The organism is Arthrobacter sp. UYNi723, assembly GCF_054057635.1.
This window is the reverse complement of record NZ_JBSRZM010000009.1, coordinates 25,720-51,389: the sequence shown is the minus strand read 5'-3', so window position 1 is coordinate 51,389 and position 25,670 is coordinate 25,720. Positions and strand designations below refer to the sequence as shown.

General features: G+C 65.9%; 24 protein-coding genes and 1 pseudogene. 18 read left to right on the top strand and 7 right to left on the bottom strand.

All coding sequences use genetic code 11. From position 1 onward, the window contains the following. Positions 1-59 precede the first annotated feature (59 nt). Together ACVWY0_RS09150 and ACVWY0_RS09145 are read right to left on the bottom strand one after the other, a co-directional pair. Positions 60-1,013: a type IV toxin-antitoxin system AbiEi family antitoxin domain-containing protein gene (locus tag ACVWY0_RS09150; protein ID WP_485836418.1), complete on the bottom strand. Its 954-nt coding sequence runs from the start codon at positions 1,011-1,013 to the stop codon at positions 60-62. Positions 1,014-1,261: 248 nt separating this feature from the next. After that, positions 1,262-1,435 (bottom strand): hypothetical protein, encoded by a 174-nt coding sequence (locus tag ACVWY0_RS09145; protein ID WP_167349832.1) that lies wholly within the window; start codon positions 1,433-1,435, stop codon positions 1,262-1,264. A gap of 373 nt (positions 1,436-1,808) precedes the next feature. Here ACVWY0_RS09145 and pucL point away from each other — a divergent pair, with 373 nt between their 5' ends. From pucL to ACVWY0_RS09130, 3 genes are all read left to right on the top strand, one after another. Further along, positions 1,809-2,723 carry a factor-independent urate hydroxylase gene (gene pucL, locus ACVWY0_RS09140; RefSeq protein ID WP_485836417.1) on the top strand — a complete coding sequence of 305 codons (915 nt, stop codon included), beginning with the start codon at positions 1,809-1,811 and terminating at the stop codon, positions 2,721-2,723. Between the two features lie 165 nt (positions 2,724-2,888). Continuing rightward, positions 2,889-4,364: a nucleobase:cation symporter-2 family protein gene (locus ACVWY0_RS09135; protein WP_485836416.1), complete on the top strand. Its 1,476-nt coding sequence runs from the start codon at positions 2,889-2,891 to the stop codon at positions 4,362-4,364. 121 nt (positions 4,365-4,485) lie between these two features. Next, positions 4,486-4,959, top strand: a complete 474-nt coding sequence (locus tag ACVWY0_RS09130; RefSeq protein WP_485836415.1) for a DUF2867 domain-containing protein — start codon at positions 4,486-4,488, stop codon at positions 4,957-4,959. 55 nt (positions 4,960-5,014) lie between these two features. Here ACVWY0_RS09130 and ACVWY0_RS09125 read toward each other — a convergent pair whose 3' ends face one another. Further along, entirely contained in the window at positions 5,015-5,770 is a 756-nt protein-coding gene (locus ACVWY0_RS09125; RefSeq protein WP_485836414.1) for an IclR family transcriptional regulator, read from the bottom strand. A gap of 221 nt (positions 5,771-5,991) precedes the next feature. Between ACVWY0_RS09125 and ACVWY0_RS09120 the strand changes: the two genes are divergently transcribed. The 5 genes from ACVWY0_RS09120 (at position 5,992) to ACVWY0_RS09100 (ending at position 13,410) form a co-directional block, all read left to right on the top strand. Next, the gene (locus ACVWY0_RS09120; protein ID WP_485836413.1) at positions 5,992-7,386 is read left to right on the top strand and encodes an NAD-dependent malic enzyme; all 1,395 of its coding nucleotides are present in this window, start codon (positions 5,992-5,994) and stop codon (positions 7,384-7,386) included. 16 nt (positions 7,387-7,402) lie between these two features. Beyond that, entirely contained in the window at positions 7,403-9,001 is a 1,599-nt protein-coding gene (aceB, locus tag ACVWY0_RS09115; protein WP_485836412.1) for a malate synthase A, read from the top strand. A 3-nt stretch (positions 9,002-9,004) separates the two neighbouring features. Continuing rightward, complete coding sequence (locus tag ACVWY0_RS09110) at positions 9,005-10,282, top strand: DUF6986 family protein (RefSeq protein ID WP_485836411.1); 1,278 nt, start codon at positions 9,005-9,007, stop codon at positions 10,280-10,282. A 10-nt stretch (positions 10,283-10,292) separates the two neighbouring features. Further along, complete coding sequence (locus tag ACVWY0_RS09105; RefSeq protein WP_485836505.1) at positions 10,293-11,105, top strand: bifunctional allantoicase/(S)-ureidoglycine aminohydrolase; 813 nt, start codon at positions 10,293-10,295, stop codon at positions 11,103-11,105. Positions 11,106-11,271: 166 nt separating this feature from the next. After that, on the top strand, positions 11,272-13,410 hold the full coding sequence (locus tag ACVWY0_RS09100) for an AfsR/SARP family transcriptional regulator (RefSeq protein ID WP_485836410.1): 2,139 nt from the start codon (positions 11,272-11,274) through the stop codon (positions 13,408-13,410). Positions 13,411-13,423: 13 nt separating this feature from the next. Here ACVWY0_RS09100 and ACVWY0_RS09095 read toward each other — a convergent pair whose 3' ends face one another. Then, on the bottom strand, positions 13,424-13,723 hold the full coding sequence (locus ACVWY0_RS09095) for an antibiotic biosynthesis monooxygenase family protein (RefSeq protein WP_058931198.1): 300 nt from the start codon (positions 13,721-13,723) through the stop codon (positions 13,424-13,426). Between the two features lie 154 nt (positions 13,724-13,877). Between ACVWY0_RS09095 and ACVWY0_RS09090 the strand changes: the two genes are divergently transcribed. From ACVWY0_RS09090 to ACVWY0_RS09080, 3 genes are all read left to right on the top strand, one after another. Next, on the top strand, positions 13,878-14,633 hold the full coding sequence (locus tag ACVWY0_RS09090) for an IclR family transcriptional regulator (protein WP_485836409.1): 756 nt from the start codon (positions 13,878-13,880) through the stop codon (positions 14,631-14,633). Next, on the top strand, positions 14,630-15,574 hold the full coding sequence (gene hutG, locus ACVWY0_RS09085; RefSeq protein WP_485836408.1) for a formimidoylglutamase: 945 nt from the start codon (positions 14,630-14,632) through the stop codon (positions 15,572-15,574). Before ACVWY0_RS09090 ends, hutG begins: the two co-directional genes overlap by 4 nt. Positions 15,575-15,739: 165 nt before the next feature. Then, positions 15,740-16,516, top strand: coding sequence for a carbonic anhydrase (locus tag ACVWY0_RS09080; RefSeq protein WP_485836407.1), 777 nt, complete (start codon positions 15,740-15,742; stop codon positions 16,514-16,516). A gap of 4 nt (positions 16,517-16,520) precedes the next feature. Here the strand turns inward: ACVWY0_RS09080 and ACVWY0_RS09075 are convergent, their stop codons facing one another. After that, positions 16,521-17,453 (bottom strand): threonine/serine dehydratase, encoded by a 933-nt coding sequence (locus ACVWY0_RS09075; protein WP_485836406.1) that lies wholly within the window; start codon positions 17,451-17,453, stop codon positions 16,521-16,523. 121 nt (positions 17,454-17,574) lie between these two features. On the opposite strand from ACVWY0_RS09075, the gene ACVWY0_RS09070 reads away from it, so the two are divergent. Beyond that, the gene (locus tag ACVWY0_RS09070) at positions 17,575-18,150 is read left to right on the top strand and encodes an RDD family protein (RefSeq protein WP_485836405.1); all 576 of its coding nucleotides are present in this window, start codon (positions 17,575-17,577) and stop codon (positions 18,148-18,150) included. Positions 18,151-18,170: 20 nt separating this feature from the next. Here ACVWY0_RS09070 and ACVWY0_RS09065 read toward each other — a convergent pair whose 3' ends face one another. Next, the gene (locus ACVWY0_RS09065; protein WP_485836404.1) at positions 18,171-19,271 is read right to left on the bottom strand and encodes an ATP-binding protein; all 1,101 of its coding nucleotides are present in this window, start codon (positions 19,269-19,271) and stop codon (positions 18,171-18,173) included. 70 nt (positions 19,272-19,341) lie between these two features. Further along, the gene (locus ACVWY0_RS09060) at positions 19,342-19,671 is read right to left on the bottom strand and encodes a DUF1905 domain-containing protein (protein ID WP_485836403.1); all 330 of its coding nucleotides are present in this window, start codon (positions 19,669-19,671) and stop codon (positions 19,342-19,344) included. Between the two features lie 41 nt (positions 19,672-19,712). Between ACVWY0_RS09060 and ACVWY0_RS09055 the strand changes: the two genes are divergently transcribed. The 6 genes and pseudogenes from ACVWY0_RS09055 to gcl all read left to right on the top strand — a co-directional run bounded on the left by ACVWY0_RS09055 (position 19,713) and on the right by gcl (position 25,652). Next, a complete protein-coding gene (locus ACVWY0_RS09055; protein ID WP_485836402.1) occupies positions 19,713-20,354 on the top strand; it encodes an NADPH-dependent F420 reductase in 642 nt (213 codons plus the stop codon). Positions 20,355-20,483: 129 nt separating this feature from the next. Beyond that, the gene (locus ACVWY0_RS09050; protein ID WP_485836401.1) at positions 20,484-21,428 is read left to right on the top strand and encodes a hypothetical protein; all 945 of its coding nucleotides are present in this window, start codon (positions 20,484-20,486) and stop codon (positions 21,426-21,428) included. 167 nt (positions 21,429-21,595) lie between these two features. Continuing rightward, positions 21,596-21,772, top strand: coding sequence for a CsbD family protein (locus ACVWY0_RS09045; protein WP_485836400.1), 177 nt, complete (start codon positions 21,596-21,598; stop codon positions 21,770-21,772). Between the two features lie 226 nt (positions 21,773-21,998). Then, a pseudogene (locus tag ACVWY0_RS09040) lies at positions 21,999-22,697 on the top strand (hydroxypyruvate isomerase family protein); the annotation flags it as partial. Then, entirely contained in the window at positions 22,633-23,721 is a 1,089-nt protein-coding gene (locus ACVWY0_RS09035; protein WP_485836399.1) for a 2-hydroxy-3-oxopropionate reductase, read from the top strand. The pseudogene ACVWY0_RS09040 and the gene ACVWY0_RS09035, both read left to right, overlap by 65 nt. Positions 23,722-23,873: 152 nt before the next feature. After that, on the top strand, positions 23,874-25,652 hold the full coding sequence (gene gcl, locus ACVWY0_RS09030; protein WP_485836398.1) for a glyoxylate carboligase: 1,779 nt from the start codon (positions 23,874-23,876) through the stop codon (positions 25,650-25,652). Positions 25,653-25,670 lie beyond the last annotated feature (18 nt).

Below are 25,670 nucleotides of genomic sequence, written 5' to 3'. Positions count from 1 at the left end.
CCTGCCGCCTCGATGGTTCGAACCATCGGGTGCGCAGGGAACCATCGAAATGGTGCCGGCTAACTTGCATTTCGGAGGGCCCGAAGGACGCGCATCTTGAACTCGTGCTCCTGGAACAGGTCTTGCCACTTGATCCGGATGAACGTCCACCCCTCCTCGGTCAGCGCCTTTTCGCGTTGCCGCTCCTTGTAGATGACCTCATCGGTGGGCTGGTAGTCGAAGTACTTCACCTTGCCGTCGAATTCCAGTGCCACCTTCTTCTCCCGCCAAGCGAAGTCCAGCCGGTACTGGCCTTCCGGCGACCATGCGACCACCTGGAGCTCGGGCGGTTCAATGCAGAGCCGGTGAATCAACTCCCGCGTCAACGTCTCGCCCGGTGACTCCGACCGCGCGTCGGCGTTCTCAATGGCTCGACGCAACGTCCGTACGCCATTGCGTCCCGCCAACGAAGCACTCGTCCGACGGATTTTCTCCAGGTCAGCGCCCATCCTGAGGGCATGATCAATCAACACCAAGGCCTGCCTGTAGGTCAGCATGAGGCAGCAATCCACCACGGTGCGCTCCAGCGAGGTGCAGGGCATGCCGTCCACGAAGACAATGTCCGCCATCTGCAGCGCCCTGGTATGGGCAACTACGTCGCGGCCATGGGAAGTGCGCGAAGGAGCCGACTCCTGGGTGACGTGCACACAATCGTCAACGCCCCACAGGAACAGCCGGTGAAGGCGGGCAGCCGAGGTGTGGCTGTAGACGAAGCCGCCGCCCGACGTCGTGAGCGTTCCGTGGGCGTGCGCGGCGATCAGTTGCCGGCTGCGCACCCAGGGCTTTTGGGCCGCCCATGTGCTGCCGCGGATGTAACAACCTCGGCGGAGCCTGACCAAGTCGCCGGCCCGCACCAAAGCCGATACTTTGCGGGCATTGAGCCCGGATTCCTGCAGCTCGCCGGTCCGCCACAGGTCCATTCCGGTGGGCAGCATGCCAGCCGGCGTCATCGTCAACTGCGCGTTGTTCGTCATGGGTCAAGCCTCGGACGGCACCACCAGCCGACGACAGCCGGAGTTCGTCCTATGTGGATAACACCGGATCGACGGTTCCCTGCGCACACGACGGTTCGAACCATCGAGTGCGCAGGGAACCATCGAATCGGCGCAGGCACGGAGGCTCGTGAACGGCTAGGCACGCAAAAGCGGGCGGCACCTCCCCAGGTGCCACCCGCCCGTTGGCTCTGTTGCGCAGAGTCCGGCGTCCCTTCGAGGCAGGACTCTTAGGGACGCTGCCGGCCGAATACCGGGAGCGCGCGCATCCAGCGGGAGAACCCGCCTGCACGGTCACAGTCGGCCGGAATGTAGAAGTCGGGATCCGTGGCGCCGAACGGCAGGTACAGCTCCTGGCCGGGGGCCGGGAAATCCACGACGTTGTTCTTATCCTTCGAGTCCATCTGTTCCTCCTCGTTCTTGCTGCTTAGCTTTTCCGCACTTCGGAAAAATTTTATTGTTATGTGGAAATTCTAGGGGCGCCTGGGATCGGCGTCAAGAGCTCCGCAGCAGGGGCACGCGCCCCGCCGGTCACAATCGGAAAGTACATAACAATTCCCCGGAAGTGATGTACACCACTGGCCGGAGTGGGCTACGCTTTTATCACTTCGTGGCCCAGGTCACGTAACCTGGGAGCAGCAGGCAGGGTCGTAAATGAGCTGGCATCAATGGATGCCGGCTCTTTTTTGTTGGGTCGGCTCCACCAGAAACGCGCTTGAAACACGCGCTTAATTTCGTTGGTGGACCTTGAAGGTTCCACCTCGCAGAAGTTGGGATATGACCATGAGCAACAAAATCGTCCTCGGCGACAACCAATACGGCAAGGCAGAAGTCCGCGTCGTCAAAGTCACCCGCGACACCGACCGCCACCAGATCGAAGACCTGAACGTCACCTCGCAGCTGCGCGGCGATTTCGAGGCTGCGCACCTCCAGGGCGACAACGCCCACGTCGTCGCCACGGACACCCAGAAGAACACCATTTACGCCTTCGCCCGGGCGGGCGTTGGCTCCCCCGAAGCCTTCCTGCTTCGCCTCAGCGAGCACTTCACGTCGGGCTTCGACTGGGTTACGGGCGGCCGTTGGGAAGCCGAGTCCTACACCTGGGACCGCATCCAGGCGCACGGCTCCGAACACGACCACAGCTTTGTCCGGAACGGGCAGGAAGTCCGCACCGCCGTCGTGGTCCGGGACGGCAACACCACGCACCTGATCTCCGGGCTCAAGGACCTGACCGTCCTGAAGACCACCCAGTCCGGCTTTGTCGGCTACCCGCGAGACAAGTACACCACCCTGCCCGAGACCACGGACCGCATCCTGGCCACGGATGTTTCCGCCCGCTGGCGCTACAGCACGGGCCTGGACCACACGGCCACGGACTTCAACAAGAGCTACGAGGACATCAAGGCCCTGCTGCTTGAGGGCTTCACGGAGAACTACTCCCACGCCCTGCAGCAGACCCTGTTCGACATGGGCAAGAAGGTCCTGGAAGCACACGGCGAAGTGGACGAGATCAAGTTCTCGATGCCCAACAAGCACCACTTCCTGGTTGACCTCAGCCCGTTCGGGCTCGACAACCCCAACGAGGTCTTCTTCGCCGCGGACCGCCCCTACGGCCTGATCGAGGCCACGGTCCAGCGCGAAAACTCAGGCACGGCCCCCGCCGCCTGGAACGGCATCGCCGGCTTCTGCTGATCTGCCACCGGGTCTCGACGGGCTCGACCACCGGACCAACCCCGGCGGTTGGGCCCGTCTCCGGTGATTGAGCTTGTCGAAATCCACCGGCCCCAAAGCTCCAAATTGTTAGCCAGACATTGTTAGCCAGACGAAGGCGTCTGCCATGAACCAAGAAAGTCTGCCATGAACAGCAAGAAGAATTCCCGCCCAGCGGAAGCCCGCCCCGAGGACAAGCGCCTCTCGATCGGAAGCACGTTCGCGTACGGCTTCCAGCACGTTTTGACCATGTATGGCGGCATCATCGCCCCGCCGCTCATCATCGGAGCCGCGGCCGGCATGTCCGCCACGGACATCGGCCTGCTCATCGCGGCCTGCCTGTTTGTCGGCGGCCTCGCCACCATCCTGCAGACCGTGGGCATCCCGTTCTTTGGATCGCAACTGCCGCTGGTGCAGGGCGTCTCGTTCGCCGGTGTGTCCACGATGGTGGCGATCGTGCAGGGCGGCGGCGGTATCCAGGCCGTCTTCGGCTCGGTCATTGTGGCGTCCCTGATCGGCCTTGCCATCACACCGCTCTTCTCCAGAATCATCAAGTTTTTCCCGCCCGTGGTCACCGGCACGGTCATCACCACGATCGGCCTGACCCTTATGCCGGTCGCCGCCAACTGGGCAATGGGCGGCAACGCCAAGGCCGAGAACTACGGGAGCGTGGCCAACATCGGCCTCGCCGCGGCCACCATGGGCATCGTCCTGCTGCTGAGCAAGGTGGGTAATGCCGCCATCTCCCGCCTGTCCATCCTGCTGGCCATGGTGATCGGCACCGTGATTGCACTGTTCACGGGCATGGCGGACTTCTCCAAAGTGGGCCAGGGCGACGTAGTTGCCTTCCCCACGCCGTTCGCCTTTGGCCTCCCGACCTTTGAGATCGCGGCCATCATCTCCATGCTGATCGTCATTCTGGTCACTCTGACCGAAACCTCGGCGGACATCATCGCCGTCGGCGAGATCGTGGACACCAAGGTGGACTCACGCCGCATCGGCGACGGCCTGCGCGCAGACATGCTCTCCAGTGCCATCTCGCCGCTCTTCGGCTCCTTCACCCAGAGCGCCTTTGCCCAGAACGTCGGCCTCGTAGCCATCACAGGCATCAAGAGCCGCTTCGTGGTGAGCGCCGGCGGGCTCATCCTGGTGATCCTGGGCTTGCTGCCCATCCTCGGCCGTGTGGTCGCGGCGGTTCCGACCCCCGTCCTGGGCGGCGCCGGCGTCGTACTCTTTGGAACGGTGGCCGCCAGCGGCATCCGCACGCTCGCCAAGGTGGAGTACAAAAACAACATGAACCTGGTCATCGTCGCGGCGTCCATTGGCTTTGGCATGATCCCGATTGCGGCCCCGAAGTTCTACGACCAGTTCCCGACGTGGTTCGCCACGATCTTCCACTCGGGCATCAGTTCGGCCGCCGTTATGGCCATCCTGCTGAATCTGCTCTTCAACCACCTCAAGGCCGGCAACTCGGACAACCAGTCAGTGTTTGTGGCCGGCACCGCCCGGGTGGTCACAGAGGCTGACCTGAAGTGCCTCGCCGACGGCGACCACTTCGAGGGCGGCAAGCTGATCGACGCAGAGGGCAAGGAAGTCCCGCTCAAGACGTCCGCGGAGCACTAACCCCGTCCAAATGACAGTTGACGGCAGTGTTCCACGTGAACACTGCCGTCATCTGTCATTTCGCGCAGATAGTACGACGGCGGCACTCACCACCGCGCGACACTCGCCGTAGGCTCAAGCCATGACCGAACAGACACCCTGCTTCCGTTCACTCGCCCTTCGGGAGATCCCGGAGCCCGACTACGCCGACGTCTGCCTGGCCACCCTCCCCGCTGGTGCCAGCACGGACCCTGCGGAATGGGCGCAGCGCCTCTTCTCCATGGAATCGATGCCCCGATGGATCTCGGGAGCGATGCGGTTGCGCCAGGCACTGGTACCCCTGATCGGCATACCGCGTGCACCGCGGGACGTGTTCACCGTGACCGAGCAGTCGGGCGAAGAAGCCCTGATCTTCATCCGTGACCGGCACCTGGACTGCGCGATCGCCGTCGGGGTGGATCCGGTGAACCGGATCCTCAGGGTGACAACCGCCGTCGAGCTTAAGGGGTGGCGCGGGCGACTGTACTTTGGCGTCGTGCGGCCGCTTCACCCGATCGTTGTGGACTCCATGCTGAAGCGGCACACCCATCCAAAGGCACGCCGAAATGGCAGATGACGGCAGTGTTTTGAACAAACACTGCCGTCATCTGCCACCTCGCGGAGAGGGAAACTCAGTTCTGGTTGAGCTCCGCCGAGATCGCCATCGCGGCCTGGCGCAGCAGCGGCACGGCACGGTCGGCGAAGCTCTGGTCCACACGGGTGATCGGGCCGGAGACCGAAATGGCGGAAGGGGTGGGCGCGTTGGGCACGGCCATCGCGAAGCAGCGCACGCCGAGCTCCTGCTCTTCCTCGTCGATGGAGTAGCCGCGCTCACGGATCAGCTTGAGATCCGCAAGAAGGGAATCGATGTCGCCAATGCTCTTGGACGTGGGGGTGGGCATGCCGGTGCGCGACACGATGCCGCGCACCACCTCGTCGTCCAGCTGGGCCAGGATCGCCTTGCCGACACCGGTGTCGTGCGTATGGGCGCGGCGGCCCACCTCGGTGAACATGCGCATGGAGTGCATGGAGGGCACCTGGGCCACGTAGATGACCATGTCCGAATCCAGCACGGCCATGTTGGAGGTTTCGCCGAGGCGCTCCACGAGGTTCTTCAGCTGCGGGCGGGCTACGGCTCCCAGCTGCTTGCTGGCGCCTTCGCCGAGCCGGATCAGTCGGGGGCCCAGTGCGTAGCGGCGGTTGGGCAGCTGGCGGATGTAGCCAAGCGAGACCAAAGTGCGCAGCAGGCGGTGGATGGTGGGCAGGGGCAGGTCCGTGGAGGAGGAGAGCTCGCTGAGCGTCACGTCTCCGCCGGCGTCTGTGATGAGTTCCAGCAGTTCGAAGACGCGCTCGACGGACTGCACGCCTCCGGAGGCTTTTTCAGCCATTCCGTTGTCTCCTTGTGGCTCAGATTCTGACAACTCTTATCCACATCGTGAAAAGAGTTGCTTAGAACACTCAACATACAGCACCACCGGGCCGTACGCGATGCCCCCAAACATGACCGTCGAGGGGTTGCATTTCCACTTTGCAGATAATAATATCCATAATACGAAAACATTCGGTTGCATAAGCGGTCCGGAAACGGACCCCACGAGGAGGAAATTCAATGGCGAACCCGAGCCCCGGAAATTCGATCACCCTGCGCGTCGCGGCGCCGTCGAGCTTCACTGCCACGAGTGAACTCGCTGCCGCCGTCGGCGCAGCCGGCGCAGCCATCACGGCGCTTGACGTCACGGAATCCCACCACGACACCCTGGTTGTGGACGTCACCTGCAACACCACCGACGACGACCACGCCGCCCGCGTCAAGGACGCCCTGAACGCGCTCGACGGCGTCACGGTCCAGCACGTCTCGGACCGCACCTTCCTCATGCACCTCGGCGGCAAGCTCGAGGTGGTCCCCAAGGTAGCCCTGCGCAACCGCGACGACCTCTCCCGTGCCTATACCCCCGGCGTCGCCCGCGTCTGCCTCGCCATCGCCGAAGACCCGGCAGCAGCCCGCAACCTGACCGTCAAGCGCAACACCATCGCCGTCCTCACCGACGGTTCGGCCGTCCTGGGCCTGGGCAACATTGGCCCGGCCGCGGCCCTGCCCGTCATGGAAGGCAAAGCCGCCCTGTTCAAGCAGTTCGCCAACGTTGACGCCTGGCCGGTCTGCCTGGACACCCAGGACACCGAGGAAATCATCATGATTGCCAAGGCCATGGCGCCGGTCTACGGCGGCATCAACCTTGAGGACATTGCAGCTCCGCGCTGCTTTGAAATTGAGAAGCGCCTGCGCGATGAACTCGACATCCCCGTCTTCCACGACGACCAGCACGGTACGGCCATCGTCACCCTGGCAGCTCTCCACAACGCCTTGCGGGTGGTGGACAAGAAGCTCCCCGAGGTCCGCATTGTCGTCTCCGGCGTCGGCGCTGCAGGTTCGGCCATCATCCAGCTCCTCAAGGCCCAGGGCGCGCAGCACATCGTTGCCGCCGGCCGCTCCGGAGCCATCCACTCGGGCGAGCAGTACGACGACGAGCACCGCGCCTGGATTGCCGAAAACACCAATGAGGAAGGCTTCTCCGGAACCCTGCACGAAGCCATGGCCGGTGCCGACGTCTTCATCGGTGTCAGCGCCCCGCACGTGATCGGCGAAGAGCAGGTCGCCGCCATGGCCGAGAATGCGATCGTCTTCGCCATGGCCAACCCGACGCCGGAGATCGACCCTGTCATCGCGGCCAAGCACGCCGCCGTGGTGGCCACGGGCCGCAGCGATTACCCCAACCAGATCAACAACGTGCTGGCCTTCCCGGGCTTCTTCCGCGGGCTGCTCGACGCCGGCGCGAGCGACATCACGCCGGAGATGCTGGTGGCCGCCGCAGACGCCATTGCCAACCGGGTAGCTGACGATGAGCTCAACGCGAGCTACATTATCCCCAGCGTCTTCGATCCTCATGTCGCCGCCGATGTGGCTGCCGCAGTGGCAGGCGCAGCTCATGCAGCCCGCGCTCTCTAGAAAAGGACTTACGAATATGGCTATCACTGTCACTGACCGCCAGCCGGTCGACCGCGCGGAACAGATCCTGACACCGAAGGCCCTGGCCTTCGTCGAGGCGCTGCACCAGCGCTTCGCCGGCACGCGCAACGAGCTGCTCGAGTCCCGCCAGGCCAAGCGCGACGGCGTCGCCCGCACCAGCCGCCTGGACTTCCTCCCGGAGACGCAGGAAATCCGCGACGGCGACTGGAAGGTCGCCGAGGCGCCCGCCGCGCTGCAGGACCGCCGCGTCGAGATGACCGGCCCGGCCACCCCGGCCAAGATGGCCATCAACGCCCTGAACTCCGGCGCCAAGGTGTGGCTGGCGGACCTCGAGGACGCCAGCACGCCCACGTGGCCCAACGTCATCGACGCCATCCTGAACCTGCGCGACGCCGCAACCGGCACCTTGGCCTACACCTCGCCCGAAGGCAAGGAATATACGCTCCGCACCGACGCGCCGTTGGCTGTTGTGGTGGCCCGTCCCCGCGGCTGGCACATGGAGGAGCGCCACCTGCTGCTCGACGGCGTCCCCGCCGTGGGTGCGCTGGTGGACTTCGGCCTGCACTTCTTCCACACCGCCAAGCAACTGCTGCTCAACGGCCACGGCCCGTACTACTACCTGCCCAAGATGGAATCGCACCTCGAGGCCCGCCTCTGGAACGAGGTCTTCGTGTTCGCCCAGGACTTCCTCGGCATCCCGCAGGGCAGCGTCCGCGCCACGATGCTGATCGAAACCATCCCGGCCGCCTTCGAAATGGACGAGTTCCTCTACGAACTGCGGGACCACGCCTCGGGCCTGAACGCCGGCCGCTGGGACTACCTGTTCAGCATCATCAAGTACTTCCGCGACGCCGGCGAGGAATTTGTGCTGCCGGACCGCGCCTCCGTGGTCATGACGGCTCCGTTTATGCGCGCCTACACCGAGCTGCTGGTGAAGACCTGCCACAAGCGCGGCGCCTTCGCCATGGGCGGCATGGCTGCCGTCATCCCCAACCGCCGGCACCCCGAGGTCACCGAGGCCGCTTTCGCCAAGGTCCGCGCGGACAAGACCCGTGAGGCCAACGACGGGTTCGACGGCTCCTGGGTGGCCCACCCGGACCTCGTCCCCACCTGCCGCGAGGTGTTCGACGCCGCACTCGGCGAGCGCCCCAACCAGCTGGACAAGCAGCGCCCCGAAGTTTCGGTCACCGCTGACCAACTGATCGACATCGCCTCGGCCGACGGTCAGGTCACCGAAGGCGGGCTGCGGCTGAACCTGTATGTCGCCGTCGCCTATACCGCCGTCTGGCTCTCCGGCAACGGCGCCGTGGCCATCCACAACCTCATGGAGGACGCCGCCACCGCCGAGATCTCCCGCTCGCAGGTCTGGCAGCAGATCCGCAACAAGTCCGTCCTCGCCGACACCGGAAACACCGTCACCCGCGAACTGGTCGAAAAGATCCTGGGCGAGGAAACAGAACGGCTCCGGACCGAATTCGGCGACGAGGCCTTCCGCCTGTACTACCGGCCGGCCAGCACGCTGATCGCTGAGATCTGCCTGTCCGAGGACTACACGGACTTCCTCACCACGCCGGCCTACGAACTGGTGGGCTGAGGCATGGCGGTCTCCCCCACGCCGTCGCTCTCCGCGGCGGACCGCGCCGCCATCGACGCACAGCTGGCCGCCACCGACCAGCTGCTGGAACGCAATTACCCGGGCGACGACGGCACCCGCCAGCCCGTGCACACCGTGTACGTGCCGGCGGACCGTTTCACACCGTCGTTCGCTGCCGACTGGGGCGCCCAGGCGCTCACGACGGCGGAGGCGCACGGCGGACTCGAGAAGCTCGGCGCGCTGCTGGGCCAGGCGCCGGAGCTGGCTGCCGCCGTCGCCGCACGGGTCGGCGCCAAGCTGCGTACGGAACCGATCGAGGACCTGCGCCTCGATTTCGAGGATGGCTTCGGCGACCGCGGCGACGAGGCAGAGGACGTGGCGGCGGTCGCGGCGGCCAACGCTGTGGCCGCGGCAGTTGCCGCCGGCACCGCGCCGCCGTTCATCGGTATCCGATTCAAGTGCTTCGAGGCGCCCACCCGGGCCCGCGGCCTGAAGACACTGGACCTGTTCGTCTCCACGCTCGCGCAGGCCGGCGAACTTCCTGCCGGACTTATCCTGACCCTGCCCAAGGTCACCACAGTGGCCCAGGTCCAGGCGATGGACTTCGCCGTGTCCCGTCTGGAGGAAGTCCATGGGCTTCCCGCTGGCCGGCTCCGCTTCGAGGTACAGGTGGAAACGCCGCAGCTGATCCTCGGACCGGACGGCACCTCCCCCGTGGCACAGTTGCCGCACGTGGTTCCGGGACGCATCAGCGCCCTGCACTACGGCACGTACGACTACTCCGCCTCGCTGCAGATCTCGGCCGAGTACCAGTCCATGGAGCACCCGGTGGCGGACTTCGCCAAGGAAGTCATGCAACTGGCCGTCGCCGGCACGGGCATCCGCCTCTCGGACGGTTCCACCAACATCATCCCGGTGGGCGACGCCGTCGAGGATGCCTGGAAGCTGCACGGACGCCTCGTCCGCCGCTCGCTGGAGCGTGGCTATTACCAGGGCTGGGACCTGCACGCAGCCCAGCTGCCCAGCCGTTTCGCCGCCACGTACGCGTTCTACCGCGAGGGGCTCCCGGCCGCAGCGGCACGCCTGCGCAACTACGTGGAACGCACCGAAGGTGGGGTCATGGACGAACCCGCCACCGCCCGGGCCCTGGCCGCCTTCGTCCTGCGCGGCGTCCAGTGCGGCGCCGTGGGGACCGAAGAGGTTCAGGCGATTGCCGGCGTCGAACTTTCACAGCTGACCGCACTGGCGCACCCGCGGCTGGCACACTCCACTTCGAAGTAAGGATCCAATGATGGGCAAGTACTACTACCCCCAGGGCGGGCTGCCGCCGCAGACCCACCTCACCACGGAGCGGGCCATCGTCACGGAGGCCTACACGGTCATCCCCAAGGGCGTTATGACCGACATCGTGACCAGCACCCTGCCGGGTTTCTCCAACACGCGCTCCTGGATCCTGGCCCGCCCGATCTCCGGGTTTGCCACCACGTTCTCGCAGCTGATCGTGGAGATCGGCCCCGGCGGCGGTGCCCCCAAGGCCGAGTTCGAAGCAGGAGTGGAAGGCGTCGTCTTTGTCACCAAGGGCAAGGTCAACCTGACCCTTGACGGCGAACTGCACCAGCTGGAGGAAGGCGGCTACGCCTACCTGGCCGCCGGTGCCACCTGGGGCCTGGAGAACGTCTCGGATGACATTGTCTCGTTCCAATGGATCCGCAAGGCCTACGAGCGGCTTGAGGGTTACGAAGCAAAGTCCTTCGTTACCAGTGATGCCGAGGTGGAACCCACCGCGATGCCGGATACCGACGGCGCCTGGAAGACCACCCGCTTCACAGATTCCAGCGACCTGGCCCACGACATGCAGGTGAACATTGTGACGTTCCAGCCGGGCGGGGTCATCCCGTTCCCGGAAACCCACGTCATGGAGCACGGCCTGTACGTTCTGGAGGGCAAGGCCATGTACCTGCTCAACAACGACTGGGTTGAGGTGGAGGCCGGCGACTTCATGTGGCTGCGCGCCTTCTGCCCGCAGGCCTGCTACGCGGGTGGCCCGGGCGAGTTCCGCTACCTGCTCTACAAGGACATGAACCGCCAGATCAAGCTCACCTAGGCTGCCGGGGGGCCGGCTTAAACACAACGTACGACGGCGGCGCTTCAGTGCCGCCGTCGTCGTTCGTACCAGCGGCTCGGCAGCCAGGCGGATCCTTTCCCGATCCGCCGCCGGGGGCTCGCAGCCAGCCCTGTCATTGACAGCGTGGTGGTGGGATTCTGGAAGCGTGACGGCGTTGGTCGAGGGCGAGGTTCGAATCCGGTTGCTGGGCGGCTTCCGGGTGTCGGTGGGTTCGCGGGACATCCCGGATGGCGCGTGGCGTTTGCGTAAGGCCAAGGCCGTGGTCAAACTTCTGGCGTTGGCACCGGGTCACCGGTTGCAGCGGGAGCAGGTGCTGGATTATCTGTGGCCCGGGTTGGACCCGGATGCGGCCGGCGGTCAGCTTCGCAAGGTGGTCCACGAGGCCCGCCTCGTCTTGGATCCGAGCCTGTCGGCATTGGACCGGTACCTCATTTCGGGTGAGCAGCTCCGGCTGGACCGCGAGTCGACGTGGGTGGATGTTGAGGCGTTCGAGGCTGCGGCTTTGCGGGCACGCCGGACCGGCGACCCGGCCGCGTATGCGGCTGCGATCGGACTGTACGACGGGGATCTCCTGCCGGAGGACCGATATGAGGACTGGGCAATAACCAGGGAGGGGTCGCTCCGGTCTGATTTCCTCGCTCTGCTGGTCGAACAGGCACGATTGTTGGAGGCCCGCGCCAACTTCGACGACGCCGTATCGGCACTGCGTCGGGTCATTGCAGCTGACCCCGTCCACGAGGAGGCAGGTGCCGCGTTGATGCGGGTGCACGCTCTGGCGGGCCGGCGACACGAGGCGATGCAGGAACATGAGCGCCTGCGCGCAGCGCTGGACCGGGAACTAGGCATCGAGCCAGACCCTGCCACGGAACGGCTGTTCGAGCAGATCCGCTCAGGCCTGTCGTCGGAGCCTGAGCTGGCCGGCGAGTTGTTGGAGCAGGTCGGTGGCCTGCGGTTGGTCTCGGGCGATTTTCAGGGTGCGGTCGCAGCGTTCGTTGCGGCGGTTGCGCGCCTGCGCGGTTCCAGCGCCAATCACCGGTCGGCCCGGCTGCACCGCAAAGCCGCGCAGGCCCACCTTATGATGCAGGACGCGGCTGCCGCGGAGAGCCACTTACGGGCGGCCGAGGGCCTGCTGGCAGGCAGGAAGGACGAGGCCGAGAAGGCGCGGGTCCTGGAGGCGCGCGCGAACTGGCTGTGGTCCGTGGGGCGCTACGACGAAGCACAATCCGCAGCGGAGGCTAGCCTGGCGGCGGCCGCGGTCTACGGAACGGGCGAGGACGTCGCCGCGGTGCAGGAAACACTCGCCATCATCTGTCATATGCGCGGAGCATGGCGGCCTGGTGTTCAGGCCGAGATCGAGCGGCTGGGCGATGTGGGCGACGAGAATCCGCGGCTGGGAAGGATCTTCGAATTCCATTGCTGCATCGGTGAATACCATCTGTATGGGGACGGGCTGTGCGAGACGGTCGAAGACTATGCCCGCGGCACGCTGGCGCTGGCCATCGACCGGGGTGCGCGCCACGCTCAGGCGTTCGCCTGGTGCCTGCTCGGGGAATCACTCCTGTTGCAGGGACGCTGGGATGAAGCCGCGGGGTGCTTGGAGCGAAGCACGGAATTGTACGCTGAGCTCGATGCCCGCTCCGGTGCGCTGCCTTGGCAGCGGCTTGCCGAACTCGCGGTAATGCGAGGCGATAGCATCGCGGCGGCGGCGTACCTTCGTCACGGGATGGCGATCGCCGTGGTGTCACCCTTGGCCCGGCACACCTGGGGCCGGTTGTATGCGACAGCGGCGTTGGACGCGCTGGAGCGCCGCGATCCGGCCGAGGCAGTCCGCATAGTCCGGTCCGCGGCGGCGACCGCGGCGCGCTACGGCGAATGTCCGACCTGCACCGCCCTGCTGTATCCGATGGCGGCCGAAGCGTTCGCTGCGCTCGGCGACAGGGCGGGCGCAAACGTATTCGCCCAGGCAGCCGAGCGGGTTGGGCACTCCTTCCAAAGTTCGGCGTGGACTGCCATGGCCGAGTCCGCCCGCGGTTCGCTGGCGCTGACCGACGCGGACGCGGGCGGGGCACGCGAACGATTCCTCTCCGCGGCGCGCCTCTACGAAAGGGCCCATCAGCCTTTCTGGTCCGCCCGCTGCCGGCTGCAGGCCGCATTGGCCGGCGCGGGCGGTCCGGCTGACCGGCACCTGCTGGACGACGCTGCCATTGCGTTCGAGCAAATCGGCGCGCTGCGGGCGCTCGCCGCCGCGCGCCGGACAACCTCAGAACGGCAGGGCACCGAGTAGTAAAGCCCATGCCTTACACGGTCACTACCCGGTCGAAATCAGCACCGCTCATGTGCTCGCACAGCGCAACGCAGGCATCGAAGTGGGTCATGAACCCCGGGTTCTGCTTCCACGCGTCCCGGGACGCCTCGTCGGTCCACTCCGCGAACGAAACATAATGACCGGGGACACGTCGGTCACGAATGAGGTTCGCCACCAGGATCGACGGGTAGTTCGCCCGGGACCACTGAAGGAACTCGGTCCACCGGTCTATGAATTCCTGCTCGCTGCCCTGCTTCACCTGCCAGGTTCCTGAGGCATAGTGGTCTGCCATTGCTCTCACCCCCTTTCAGATTTCTCGCTTAACGGTAGGCCGCGACCGTTCCCCAGGCGTTCCCCCGGCACATTCCCACCCGACGGAAAATAAATTCCCACCCTATGGGAACATCTTTAGGCCGTCTATGATTCCAGCCACTAACGTCAGTGACATGCATAAAGATCCGAGCCATTCCGTGATATCGGAAGGCAACGCCTCGCGGTTCGTCGACATCCTGCTCGAATTCGCGCGGCACCGGACTTTGACTGCAGCCCAAATCAGCAAGACTACGGGCATCCCCGCCAGCGCCGTGTACCGGCACCTGACGCTGCTGGTGCAGTCCGGGCTGGTGGCGCAGACCAGGCGCCGCGGACAGTACAGCGCCGGCCCGGAAACCCTGCGCCTCGCCGCCAACTTCCGCCAGGAGGCCATGGTCAAGGGCCGCATCTCGGAGCAACTACAGCTGCTCTCCGATGAAACCCAGGAGCTGGCCGCCTATCTGGTGGTCCGCGGTGCGGAGGCACTGTGCGTGGATGCCGTTGAAGGCCCCCAGATGCTGCGCTGCAGCTACTCGCCGGGCCTCTCGCTCCCCCTGCTCAAGGGTGCCAGCGCAATGGCCCTGCTCGCGCACCTGGACCCCCAGGAGCAGAGCAGGATCGTGGCTGGGCTCGGACTGGGCGCAGAGGACGCAGACAACCTGAACCACGAGCTCCAGATCGTCCAGGGCCGCGGCTTCGGCCTCAGCTATGGGGCGGTGGATGCGGGCGTTTGGGGCGTCAGCTTCCCCGTGTTCGACGACGGCGGCCGGCTTTTGGGTGCCGTCAGCACCATGGCTCCGGCGGACCGGGCGGTCCGGCGCGAAAAGCAACTCATAGCAAGCACCCGTGACGCCGCATTGGCGCTCGGACACGGAGAAGGATCCCGATGACCAACCCCACCATCCAGCACACGTGGAGGGGCCGCGACGACGGTCCCGGCCCCGAACACCGGCGCTGGCACCACGCCGTGAACACGGCCCAGGCCGGCACCACGGGAATCGCCATCCTTGGATTCCGCAGCGATGAAGGCGTCCGCCGGAACAAAGGCCGCGTCGGCGCCGTCGACGGTCCCGCAAGCATCCGCTCCGCCCTCGCACCGATGGCGGCGCCGGCGGGACTCCTGGTCCGTGACCTTGGCGACACCAGCGTTGTGGACGGAAACCTCGAGGACGGCCAGGAGCGCCTCGGCGCCGCCGTCCGCCAGGCCCTGGACGCGGGCCACCTGCCCATCATCCTGGGCGGCGGCCACGAAACCGCCTTCGGCACCTACACGGGCCTCCGCGCCAGCCAGGTCACCGATGGACGCCGCATCGGCATCATCAACCTGGACGCGCACTTCGATCTGCGCGCCGAGGAAATCCCGTCCTCTGGCACGCCGTTCCGGCAGGTGGCCGAGGCCGAGCGCGCCCTCGGCCACGGCTTCAGCTACACGGTGGTGGGCATCAGCCAGCCGGGCAACACCGAGGCACTTTTCCAGACAGCCCGGGAGCTTGGCGTCAAGTACCTCCTGGACGAGGAATGCACCGAGTCCAGGACTGAACAGGTCCGGCAATTCACGCAGGACTTCATCGATTCCGTGGACCTCGTCTATCTGACGATCGACCTCGACGTCCTCCCCGCGTACGTCGCCCCGGGTGTCAGCGCACCGGCGTCGTACGGGGTTCCGCTCTCCGTGGTGCTGGAAGTGTGCCGCCAGCTGGCCCGCTCCCCCAAGCTCGCCGTCGTCGACGTGGTCGAACTGAACCCCAGGTTCGACATCGACTCCCGCACGGCACGCACGGCCGCCCGCCTCATCCACACGATCGCCTCCGGCGCGGCCAAGGCGCCCTGACTTCCGGAAAGGACAGCGGGTCACATCCTGCGGTTAGCCTCTGTGACAAGACCTGCCACCGGCCCCGTGGTAGTCGTCGTAGGTCCGCACCGGGCTCTCCGGTGCGGACCTATGACGACCCGAAGGATGGAAATGCGCAGCGCCACAGTAATGACCAGGAAGTCTTTGATAGTTGGATCCGGCCTGGGGCTGCTGGCACTTGTCACCGGCTGCAGCAGGTCCGCCGCAGGGGCCGCGGCACCCTCGCCGTCCGCCTCCGCAGCTCCCCATACCTGGTCCTATGACGGCGCCGAGGGTCCCGAACACTGGGGCGCCTTGAGCTCCGATTTCGGCTCCTGCTCGTCGGGCATCGCCCAGTCCCCCATCGACGTCGGTGGTGGCTCGGGTCTTTCCCCGGAGCCGCTCGCCCTGGCCTATTCCGCCTCCGAGTGCGAAATGACGGACAACGGCCACACCACCGAGCTGCGTGCCCTCACCGCCCAGGGCATCACGGTTGGCGGCAAGGAGTACGCGTTCAAGCAGCTGCACTTCCACGCCCCGTCCGAGCACACGCTGGGCGGTGTACGGCACGAAGCGGAGTTCCACTTCGTCCACCAGGCCGACGACGGCGGGCTGGCCGTCGTCGGGATCCTCGCCACAGTGGGGGCTACTAATGCGGCGTGGGCGCCGTTTACGGACGGTGCGCCAGCCGCAGCCGGCGGGCAGAAGGTGACGGCCGGCGTCGTGGACTTCCCGGCACTGTTCCCGGCGTCGCTGGATCATTTCGCGTATGACGGCAGCCTGACCACTCCGCCCTGCTCGGAAGGCGTGCGCTGGCTGATCCTCGAGACCCCCATTGAGCTGGGGGCCGGGCAGCTCGCCGCACTGCGCGCGGCGCACGCGGGCAACAGCCGGCCGGTCCAGCCGCTCAACGGCAGGGACGTCGTCGCGGTGGACCAGTAGGGCCTCAGACGGTGGCGGGGTCCGTGTTGGCGCCGCAGAGGATCACGGCCACGCGTTCCCCGGCCGCCGGGATGTAGGCGCCGGAGTGCAGGGCGGCGAAGGCTGTGGCCGCGCCGTGCTCCACGATGATGCGGTACTGCTCCCACAGCAGGGAGCGGGCGGCCACGATGTCCTCGTCGGAGACCAGAACGGCGCGGACGCCGGTACGGACGGCCACGTCGAAGCCGATCCGGCCGATCTGCCGGGCCCCCAGGGAGTCCGCGGCGATCCCGGAGACGGCCACGTCCACGGGGGTCCCGGCCGCGAGAGCGGCGTGCAGGGTGGGCGTGGATTCGGACTCGACGCCCACCACTTTGGCGAGGCCCTCCACGGCGGCCGCGACTCCCGCCATGAGCCCGCCGCCGCCCACGGCCACCACCACGGTGTCCACGTCGCCCAGCTGCTCCAGCAGTTCGGTTCCGATGGTGCCGGCGCCGGCTGCGATCTCGGGCTGGTCGTAGGCATGGCAGTAGACCGCGCCCGTCTCGGCGGCGTAAGCCATCGCGGCGTCGTACGCTTCGGAGTATTCGGCCCCGCGCTGGACCACGTTGGCGCCGATGGCCCAGAGCTTCTTGACCTTCACGGCCGGGGCGGTCTCGGGCACGAACACCGTGGCAGGGACGCCCACTTCCGTGGCCGCGTAGGCGTTGGCGAGCCCGGCGTTGCCGCCGGAGGCCACCACAATGCCGACGTCGTCCTTCAGCTCGCCGCGCTCCCGGCAGGCCAGGACCCGGTTGAACGCACCCCGGGCCTTGAACGTGCCGGTGTGCTGCATGAACTCGCACTTGAGCCACACTTCGCCGGGGAACGCGCCGCGGTCTGCCGCCAGCACGGGCGTGACGCGGATCCTCCCCGCAATCCGGGCGGCGGCTTCGTCGACGTCGGTGCGTGTGATCATGGGGAAATCCTCGTTCCGGGGTGGGGCTGGGTTCAACGTTCAGGCTATCGCCCGCGTAGACCTTCGCCGGGCATCCGGCGATAGAATCCCCCAAACAGGAGGCAAGGTACAGGGTGATTCCGTGGCACGTTCTGCAGGGCCTCCAGCGGTGGCCGCAACAAGGGAACTCAAGCCGGCCGGAGTATGGCGGCGGCTGCTCGCCTTGCTGCTCGACTACGTCGTCATCCTCGCGTGGATGGCTTTCCTGGGGTTTCTCTCGTTCCTGACCTATGTCGTCACAGGATCTCTGCCGGACACCCTTGGAACCCTTGGGCCGCTCGGCAGCCAGGTGCTGTACTTCTTTCTGCTGACCTTCGTTGTTGGCGTCTATCTGTATCGCTGCGAGTCGGGCCCGCACCATTCAACCTGGGGCAAGCGCCGGATGGGGCTGGCGGTGGTGGGAGCCGACGGCGCGGCTCCTTCCCGCAGCCGGATCCTGGTCCGCACAGTGGTGAAGCTGCTGCCGTGGGAGGCAGCCCATTTCTTCGTGTGGCAGATGATGTGGAGGTTCTACCAGCATGGCTATGATGCCGCGCCGCCCGTGTGGGTTTTTCTGGGGCTGCAGGCTTCAACTGCCGCGGCATTGGTTTACATCGCCATGGTGGTGTTCACAGGCCGTGGACCGCACGATCGCGCGGCCGGGACGGTGGTGGTCTGACGGCACCAGCAGGAACTGAATCAGCGAGCAATGGGGTGCGATGTCAGGTATTCGCGGAGACCTGGGATGGCGAAGTCCACGAGCCCGTGCCCTGCGGGTTCGATGAGTCCGGCATCCATGAGGCGCGTGCGGTAATTGCCTACCGCGTTTGGCCGCATTCCGGTGCGTGCGCCGATGTCCGTGGTCGACGACGCACGGCGGTCTTCGGCCATAGCCTGCAGAAAATCCCGGTCCCTGCCTGACGTGGTTGAAAGTGCCGCTTCGATGACCACACGTTCGTTCCGGCGTCGGGCGGCGGCCACGGCCCGAGCCACGGCCTCGGCATCCAGATCGTCGGATGCCTTTTCCGACTCCTGCCACAAGTGGTAGCCGACTAGCTGGATCAGAAATGGATACCCGCCGGTCGCCTCTGCCGCTTCCCTTGCAAGATTGGCGCTCAACGAGATCCTGGCCTCAGCGAACGTTTCAGAGAATGAGTGCTCCACTTCGGTGATGGAAGCCGCGTGGAGATCGATGCGGTCAGCACGCCGGAGGAAGGTAGCCACGCCTTCGTTGAGCAAGTCCGACACCGCAGCGGGCAACCCGGCGAAGATGAGGCCAATGGGAAGGCCTTCACGGATGAAGTGCTGCACGTCTGCGGCGAGCCGGGACAACTCTGCCCGATCTGCTGCATGGATTTCGTCGACGGTAATGACCAGTCCGGTCCCGCGTTGAGCCAGCAGACGCAGAAGCGCTGCACCGCGGGCGCGCCAGTCGACTTGCTCTTCGGGCGCGAGCTGGGTCGTGACGGAGAATCCGGCAACGGACAACGCCGTTACCCGGCGGCCTGTAGGCCCATCCCCCAGATCGTTCGTGAGCAGGCGCATCGACTCTCCGATCCGCCCCACAAATCCCCCTGTGGCCGTTTCGGAAACTACTGCCCAGCCGTTGTTCAGTGCCAAGTCTTCTGCCGCACCCAGCATCACGGTCTTGCCGATGCCCCTGGCACCGGTAAAGATTGTCAGAAGACCTGGCGCCCCTGATCCGATGCGCAGCCCGTAGGCAAACTCGTCGAGCACTCCCCCGCGGCCGATGAGGTCAGGCGGAGTCGCTCCCGCGGTCGGCCGAAAAGGGTTCTCCATCAGGGCTCCTGTGAATGTCTGTGTATCTTGTGAATCTTGTGAATCTCACACTACCCGACTCGTCCGCGGCTCACGCTGGCTCGGACACCTCAAGGTGAACGTGAACCTGATCGCCCACACCAATGCCGACCGTGGTCCTGATGGCCTTTTTGACGGGCAGCACGTAGGAGCCGCTCTTGCTGTCCGGGAAGAGCGACGTGGACCAGCCGGCCCCGGAGATGACTGCCGTGACCTTGACTGAGCCGAAGCCTCGACGCAACAGTGCTGTGTCCTCCCGGATCTCCGTGGCAAGCTTCTCCGGGGGCGTGAGGAAGTACCACCCGGCTTCTCCGGGATAGAGCCACAGCCTGGCCGGGAACGAATACTCCAGCGCCGCGTTTTGAGTATGGCACGCGACCATTGGGGCGAAATATCCCCACGGGCGCCAGCGTTGCCCCGGATATGACAACCATCGGAATCATCGGAGCAGGACACATTGGCAGCCAGGTGGCCCGAAAAGCGGTTGAAGTCGGCTACGACGTAGTGATCAGCAATTCCCGCGGTCCGGAAACGCTGGCCGCACTCGTGGCGGAACTGGGACCCCGCGCCCGGGCCGCGACGCCGGCCGAAGCGGCAGCGGCGGGCGATTTCGCCGTCGTGACCATTCCTTTCAGGAGCCTCGGCAGCATCCCCGTGGAGCCGCTCGCGGGGAAGATCGTGATCGATACCGGCAACTACTACTGGAAGCGCGACGGCCATGTTCCGGCCCTCGACGCCGGCGAAGCGACGTCCTCCGCGCTGGTGCAGGAACACCTGCCCACGTCCAAGGTGGCGAAGGGCTTCAACCACATCCGGTACAGCGAGATCACCACGGACGGCACGCCTGCCGGCACCCCGAACCGCCGTGCCCTGGCCAGCGCAAGCGACGACGCCGAGGCCAGCGAGCTCGTGACGAAGCTATATGACGAGTTCGGCTTCGACACGGTGGACCTCGGCCCGCTCTCCGAGAGCTGGCGCGCGGAGCCGGGCCGTCCGGCGAATGTGGTGCGGCAGAACGCTGCTGAACTCAGCGAGACCCTGGCCAAGGCGCCGCGGACCGTCTGACGTTTGGCGGGCGGTGCCGGCCGGTGCCGGCCTGCATTAATTAATCCATTCGGCGTATTATTCAGGGTGATCCACGTTCTCTTGGCCCAGACGCGGCCCAACCCTGACCCCTGACACCGAAGGATTTCCGTGAGCCACCTCAACCACAACCAGGCCGCACGGCCTGCCTCTGGCGCCGAAATGCCACCCCACGCCCTCGGCAGGGACATAGCCCTCGCCTTGTTGATCGGGCTTCTGGCGGGTTTGCTTGGGCTGGCCCCGTGGCTGGTCACCGGCGCGCAGCTTCCTCTGCAGAACCTTTGGGGCGCGGAAGTGTTGCCGCAGCAGATGCCCGTGTCGCTCCTGCCGTTGAGCCAATACGAACTCACCACGCTCGTTGCGCTGATGACCGTGGGAGGGGCGGCCGCCGGCCTGGCGGTGCGGCTTTGGTCCCCTGCCCGACGGCGGCTGATTGTCTGGTGTGCGGCCGGGGGCGTTCTCGCGGTGCAGGCCACGGTGACGGTTCAGGCGTTTTCAGTGCTCGACGGCGGATTGGCGGGCGGAGCGATGTCAGGCGTCTATTTCGCCGGGCTGCTCGCAGGGGTGCTAGCCGCTATCGCCGCGAGCATGGTGGCGCTTCTGCTCATCGCGGCGAAGTCCAGGGCCCTGACAGCCCTGGGTGTTGGTCTCATCGCCGTGCCTTTTGGGTCGTGGGTCGGCGAGTGGGCGGGGAATCTGGCCGGGGCGGCCAATGTGTCGCCAGCGGTATTGACGCTGCTGCGCTGGTTGCCCGCGGTGCTCGTCGGCGTGGCGCTGGCATGGTGCGGCCTCCGTCCCGCCCGCCGCGCATTCGTTTGGCTGGTGAACCTGGCCGCTCTGTGGGTGGTTCCTGCGTTGTTCATCTCCGTCAATTACGTCCTGGGCACACGATTGCCGGAGCGGGACCCGCAGGAATTGGCCCTGATGATCCGACAGATCCTAACGGCCACGCTCGGACCCGACGGCGGGGCCGGCCCGACCGTCCTCCTGGCACTGGCCATCGCGCTGGCAGGCGCGGCCGTCGGGGAATTAGCCCGCCGGCGTCGGCGTAGCTGAAGGCCCGGACTCAGCTGCGGGGCCGGTACCAGAACTACCTCAATCCCCCGCATTCCCGCAGATCTTTTAGGCTGCCAACAGGTCCGTGGGGGCCATTCCTTTCTACAATTTAAGTGGCGGCATAGGCGGCAATCAGCCGAACCGGCCGCACCACAAGGAGGACCGCAATGGGTTTGGGTGACAGGATCCACAACGCCGCGGAGAGGCTTCACGGCAAGGGAAAGAAGGCCGCCGGTGAGGTCAGCGGAAACGACCGCATGAGGGCAGAAGGCAAGGCCCGCGCAGTCCGGGCCGACCTCAAGCAAGCCGGCGAAAAGATCAGGAACGCCTTCAAGCGGCACTGAATACGATCAATCGAACGGGCGGCCCTGCCAGGAGCCGCCCGCTCTTTATGCCCGGTCGGGAAGAGTTTGGTGTCCCCGCCCCCGCCCAACCCACACACCCCCTTGACTCGCGCGCCCACCTTCCCTAAACTTTTCATAAAGCAGAATCTAAATTCCACAAAGCGGAAACTCGAGAAGAGCCAGGCAAGCGGAAGATAGATCAAAGCCCTCCTCGGAAGGACCTACGATGACGTACACAGTGAACTGCTCCATCCTCTTGACGGAGCTTCCCCTGCTCGAGCGCCCCGCAGCCGCAAAGGCTGCCGGTTTTGACGCCGTCGAGTTCTGGTGGCCCTTCGACACCTCCGTCCCCACAGACGCCCAGATCACCGGGTTTGAGAACGCCATCAAGGATGCCGGCGTACAGCTCACGGGCCTGAACTTCAACGCCGGCAACATGCCCGGCGGCGACCGCGGCCTGGTCTCCTGGCCCGCGCGTTCCACCGAATTCCTGGACAACATCGACGTCGTTGCCGGCATCGGTGAGCGCCTCGGCTGCAAGGCGTTCAACGCCCTCTACGGCAACCGCGTGGACGGCGAATCGGCCGAGAAGCAGGACGCCATCGGCGCCGAAAACCTCGCCGCGGCAGCTGCCGGCGTCGCAGGCATCGGCGGCACCGTCCTCCTCGAACCCGTCAGCGGCGCCGCCAAGTACCCGCTCCTCACGGCAGCGGACGCCCTCAAGGTGATCGCCCGCGTCAAGGCTGAATCCGGCGCAGAGAACATCAAGCTCCTCGCGGACTTCTACCACCTGGCAGTCAACGAGGACGACGTCGCAGCCGTCATCGAAAACCACGCCAAGGACTTCGGCCACATCCAGATTGCCGATAACCCCGGCCGCGGGGCTCCCGGAACCGGCGAGCTTCCCCTCGGGGAATGGATCGCCCGCAGCCGCGAACTCGGCTACGAAGGCTACATCGGCCTCGAATACAAGGAACCGGCGGAAACCGCGTTCAGCTGGGCCATCCACCAGCGCGTCGCCCGCTAGCCACCCCCAGCAACACCAACAGACTTTCAGTAAAGGAACCACAATGAGCAACGTTGCAGTCATCGGACTCGGAATCATGGGCCTCCCCATGGCCATCAACCTCGTCAAGGCCGGCCACACCGTCACCGGCTTCAACCGCAGCCAGGACAAGATCGACAAGCTCGTCTCCGAGGGCGGCCAGGGTGCCACGAGCATCGCCGATGCCGTCAAGGACGCCGACGTCGTCATCACCATGGTGCCGGACTCCCCCGACGTCGAGGGCGTAGTCAGCGGCAAGGACGGCGTCTTCGCCAACGCGAAGAAGGGCACCCTCTGGATCGACGCCAGCAGCATCCGCCCGGACGTCGCCAAGCGCCTCTCCGAAGAAGCAGCCGCAGCAGGCATCCGCCCCCTCGACGCCCCGGTCTCCGGCGGCGAACAGGGCGCCATCAACGCCGTTCTCTCCATCATGGTGGGCGGCGAGGCAGCGGACTTCGAGGCAGCACAGCCGGTCCTCACCGCCGTCGGCAAGACCATCGTCCATGTGGGCCCCTCCGGCTCCGGCCAGACCGTCAAGGCAGCCAACCAGCTGATCGTGGCCGTCAACATCCAGGTCCTCGGCGAAGCGATCGCGTTCCTTGAGGCCTACGGCGTGGACACCGACGCAGCCCTCAAGGTCCTCGGCGGCGGCCTGGCTGGCTCCAAGGTCCTCGACCAGAAGGGCCAGAAGATGCTCGACCGCAACTTCGACCCCGGCTTCCGCCTGGCCCTCCACCACAAGGACCTCGGCATCGTCACCTCGGCAGCCCGCGAAGCCAACGTCGCCGTCCCGCTTGGCGCCGTCGTCGCACAGCTCGTCGCCGCAACCGTCAACCAGGGCGACGGCGGCCTCGACCACTCCGGCCTCTTCAAGCAGGTCCTGCAGCTCAGCGGCCGCAAGTAGGCTTCGCTCCTCACCCGTAGTTTTTGTCCAGATAACGCTCTCAAATGCCCCTCTACACGGCGTTATCTGGACAAAAACTTCCTTCAGCACACCCAAAAACGGTTTCGACAAGCTCAACCACCGAAGACCACAGACTTTTCAAGGAGTACACAATGACTAAGATGCGCACCGTTGACGCTGCCGTCGCAATCCTGGTAAAGGAAGGCGCCATCGAGGCGTTCGGCCTGCCAGGAGCGGCAATCAACCCGTTCTACTCGGCAATGCGGAAGAACGGCGGGGTCCGCCACACGCTGGCCCGCCACGTTGAAGGCGCCAGCCACATGGCGGACGGCTATTCCCGGGCCAAGGATGGCAATATCGGCATCTGTATCGGTACCTCGGGCCCTGCCGGCACGGACATGATCACCGGCCTGTACGCGGCCTGGGCGGATTCCATCCCCATGCTCTGCATCACCGGCCAGGCCCCCGTGGCCAAGCTGCACAAGGAAGACTTCCAGGCCGTGGACATCCAGACCATCGCCGCCCCCGTCACCAAGATGTCCATGACCATCATGGAGCCCGGCCAGGTTCCGGGCGCCTTCCAGAAGGCCTTCCAGCTGATGCGCTCCGGCCGTCCGGGCCCGGTCCTGCTGGACCTGCCGTTCGACGTGCAGATGGCCGAGATCGAATTCGACATCGACGCCTACGAGCCCATCGTTGTCCAGAAGCCCACGGCCAGCCGGAAGCAGCTGGAAAAGGCGCTGGACATGCTGACCGCAGCCGAGCGCCCGCTGATCGTGGCCGGTGGCGGCATCATCAACGCCGGCGCCTCCGCGCAGCTGGTGGAACTGGCCGAACTTCTGAACGTTCCGGTCATCCCCACCCTGATGGGCTGGGGCACCATCCCGGACGACCACGTCCTCATGGCCGGCATGGTGGGCCTGCAGACCAGCCACCGCTACGGCAACGAGACCATGCTGGCCTCCGACTTCGTGATCGGCATCGGCAACCGCTGGGCCAACCGCCACACCGGCGGCCTGGACACCTACACGGCCGACCGCAAGTTCGTGCACATCGACATTGAGCCCACCCAGATCGGCCGCGTGTTCTCGCCGGACCTGGGCATCGCGTCCGACGCCGGTGCGGCGCTGGACGGGCTGATTGAGCTGGCACGCGAGCGCCAGGCAGCGAAGTCGCTGCCGGACTACGCCGGCTGGGTTGCCGAGTGCACCGCTCGCAAGGGCTCCCTGCAGCGCAAGACGCACTTCGAGAACGTGCCGATCAAGCCGCAGCGCGTGTACGAGGAGATGAACAAGGCGTTCGGCAAGGACACCACGTACGTGTCCACCATCGGCCTGTCGCAGATCGCCGGCGCGCAGCTGCTGCACGTTTTCGGCCCGCGCAAGTGGATCAACGCCGGCCAGGCGGGGCCCCTGGGCTGGACCGCCCCGGCCGCCCTGGGCGTAGTCCGCGGCAAGCCGGACGAGACCGTGGTTGCCCTGTCCGGTGACTACGACTTCCAGTTCATGATCGAAGAGCTGGCCGTGGGCGCGCAGTTCAACCTGCCGTACATCCACGTGGTGGTGAACAACTCCTACCTTGGCCTGATCCGCCAGTCGCAGCGCGGCTTCGAGATGGAACAGAACGTGTCCCTGGCGTTCGAGAACATCAACTCCCCCGAGACCAACGGCTACGGCGTGGACCACGTCAAGGTGGCCGAGGGCCTGGGCTGCAAGGCCATCCGCGTGGAAAACCCGTCCGATCTGCCGGCCGCGTTCGACAAGGCCAAGGCACTGATGGGCGAGTTCAAGGTTCCGGTGGTGGTTGAAGTGATCCTGGAAAAGGTCACCAACATCTCCATGGGCGTTGAAATCAACGGCGTGAACGAGTTCGAGGACCTGGCCGCCCGCGGCGAAGACGCCCCCACCGCGATCATCGCCCTGCTGGACTAGCGCCCGTACTCGACACAT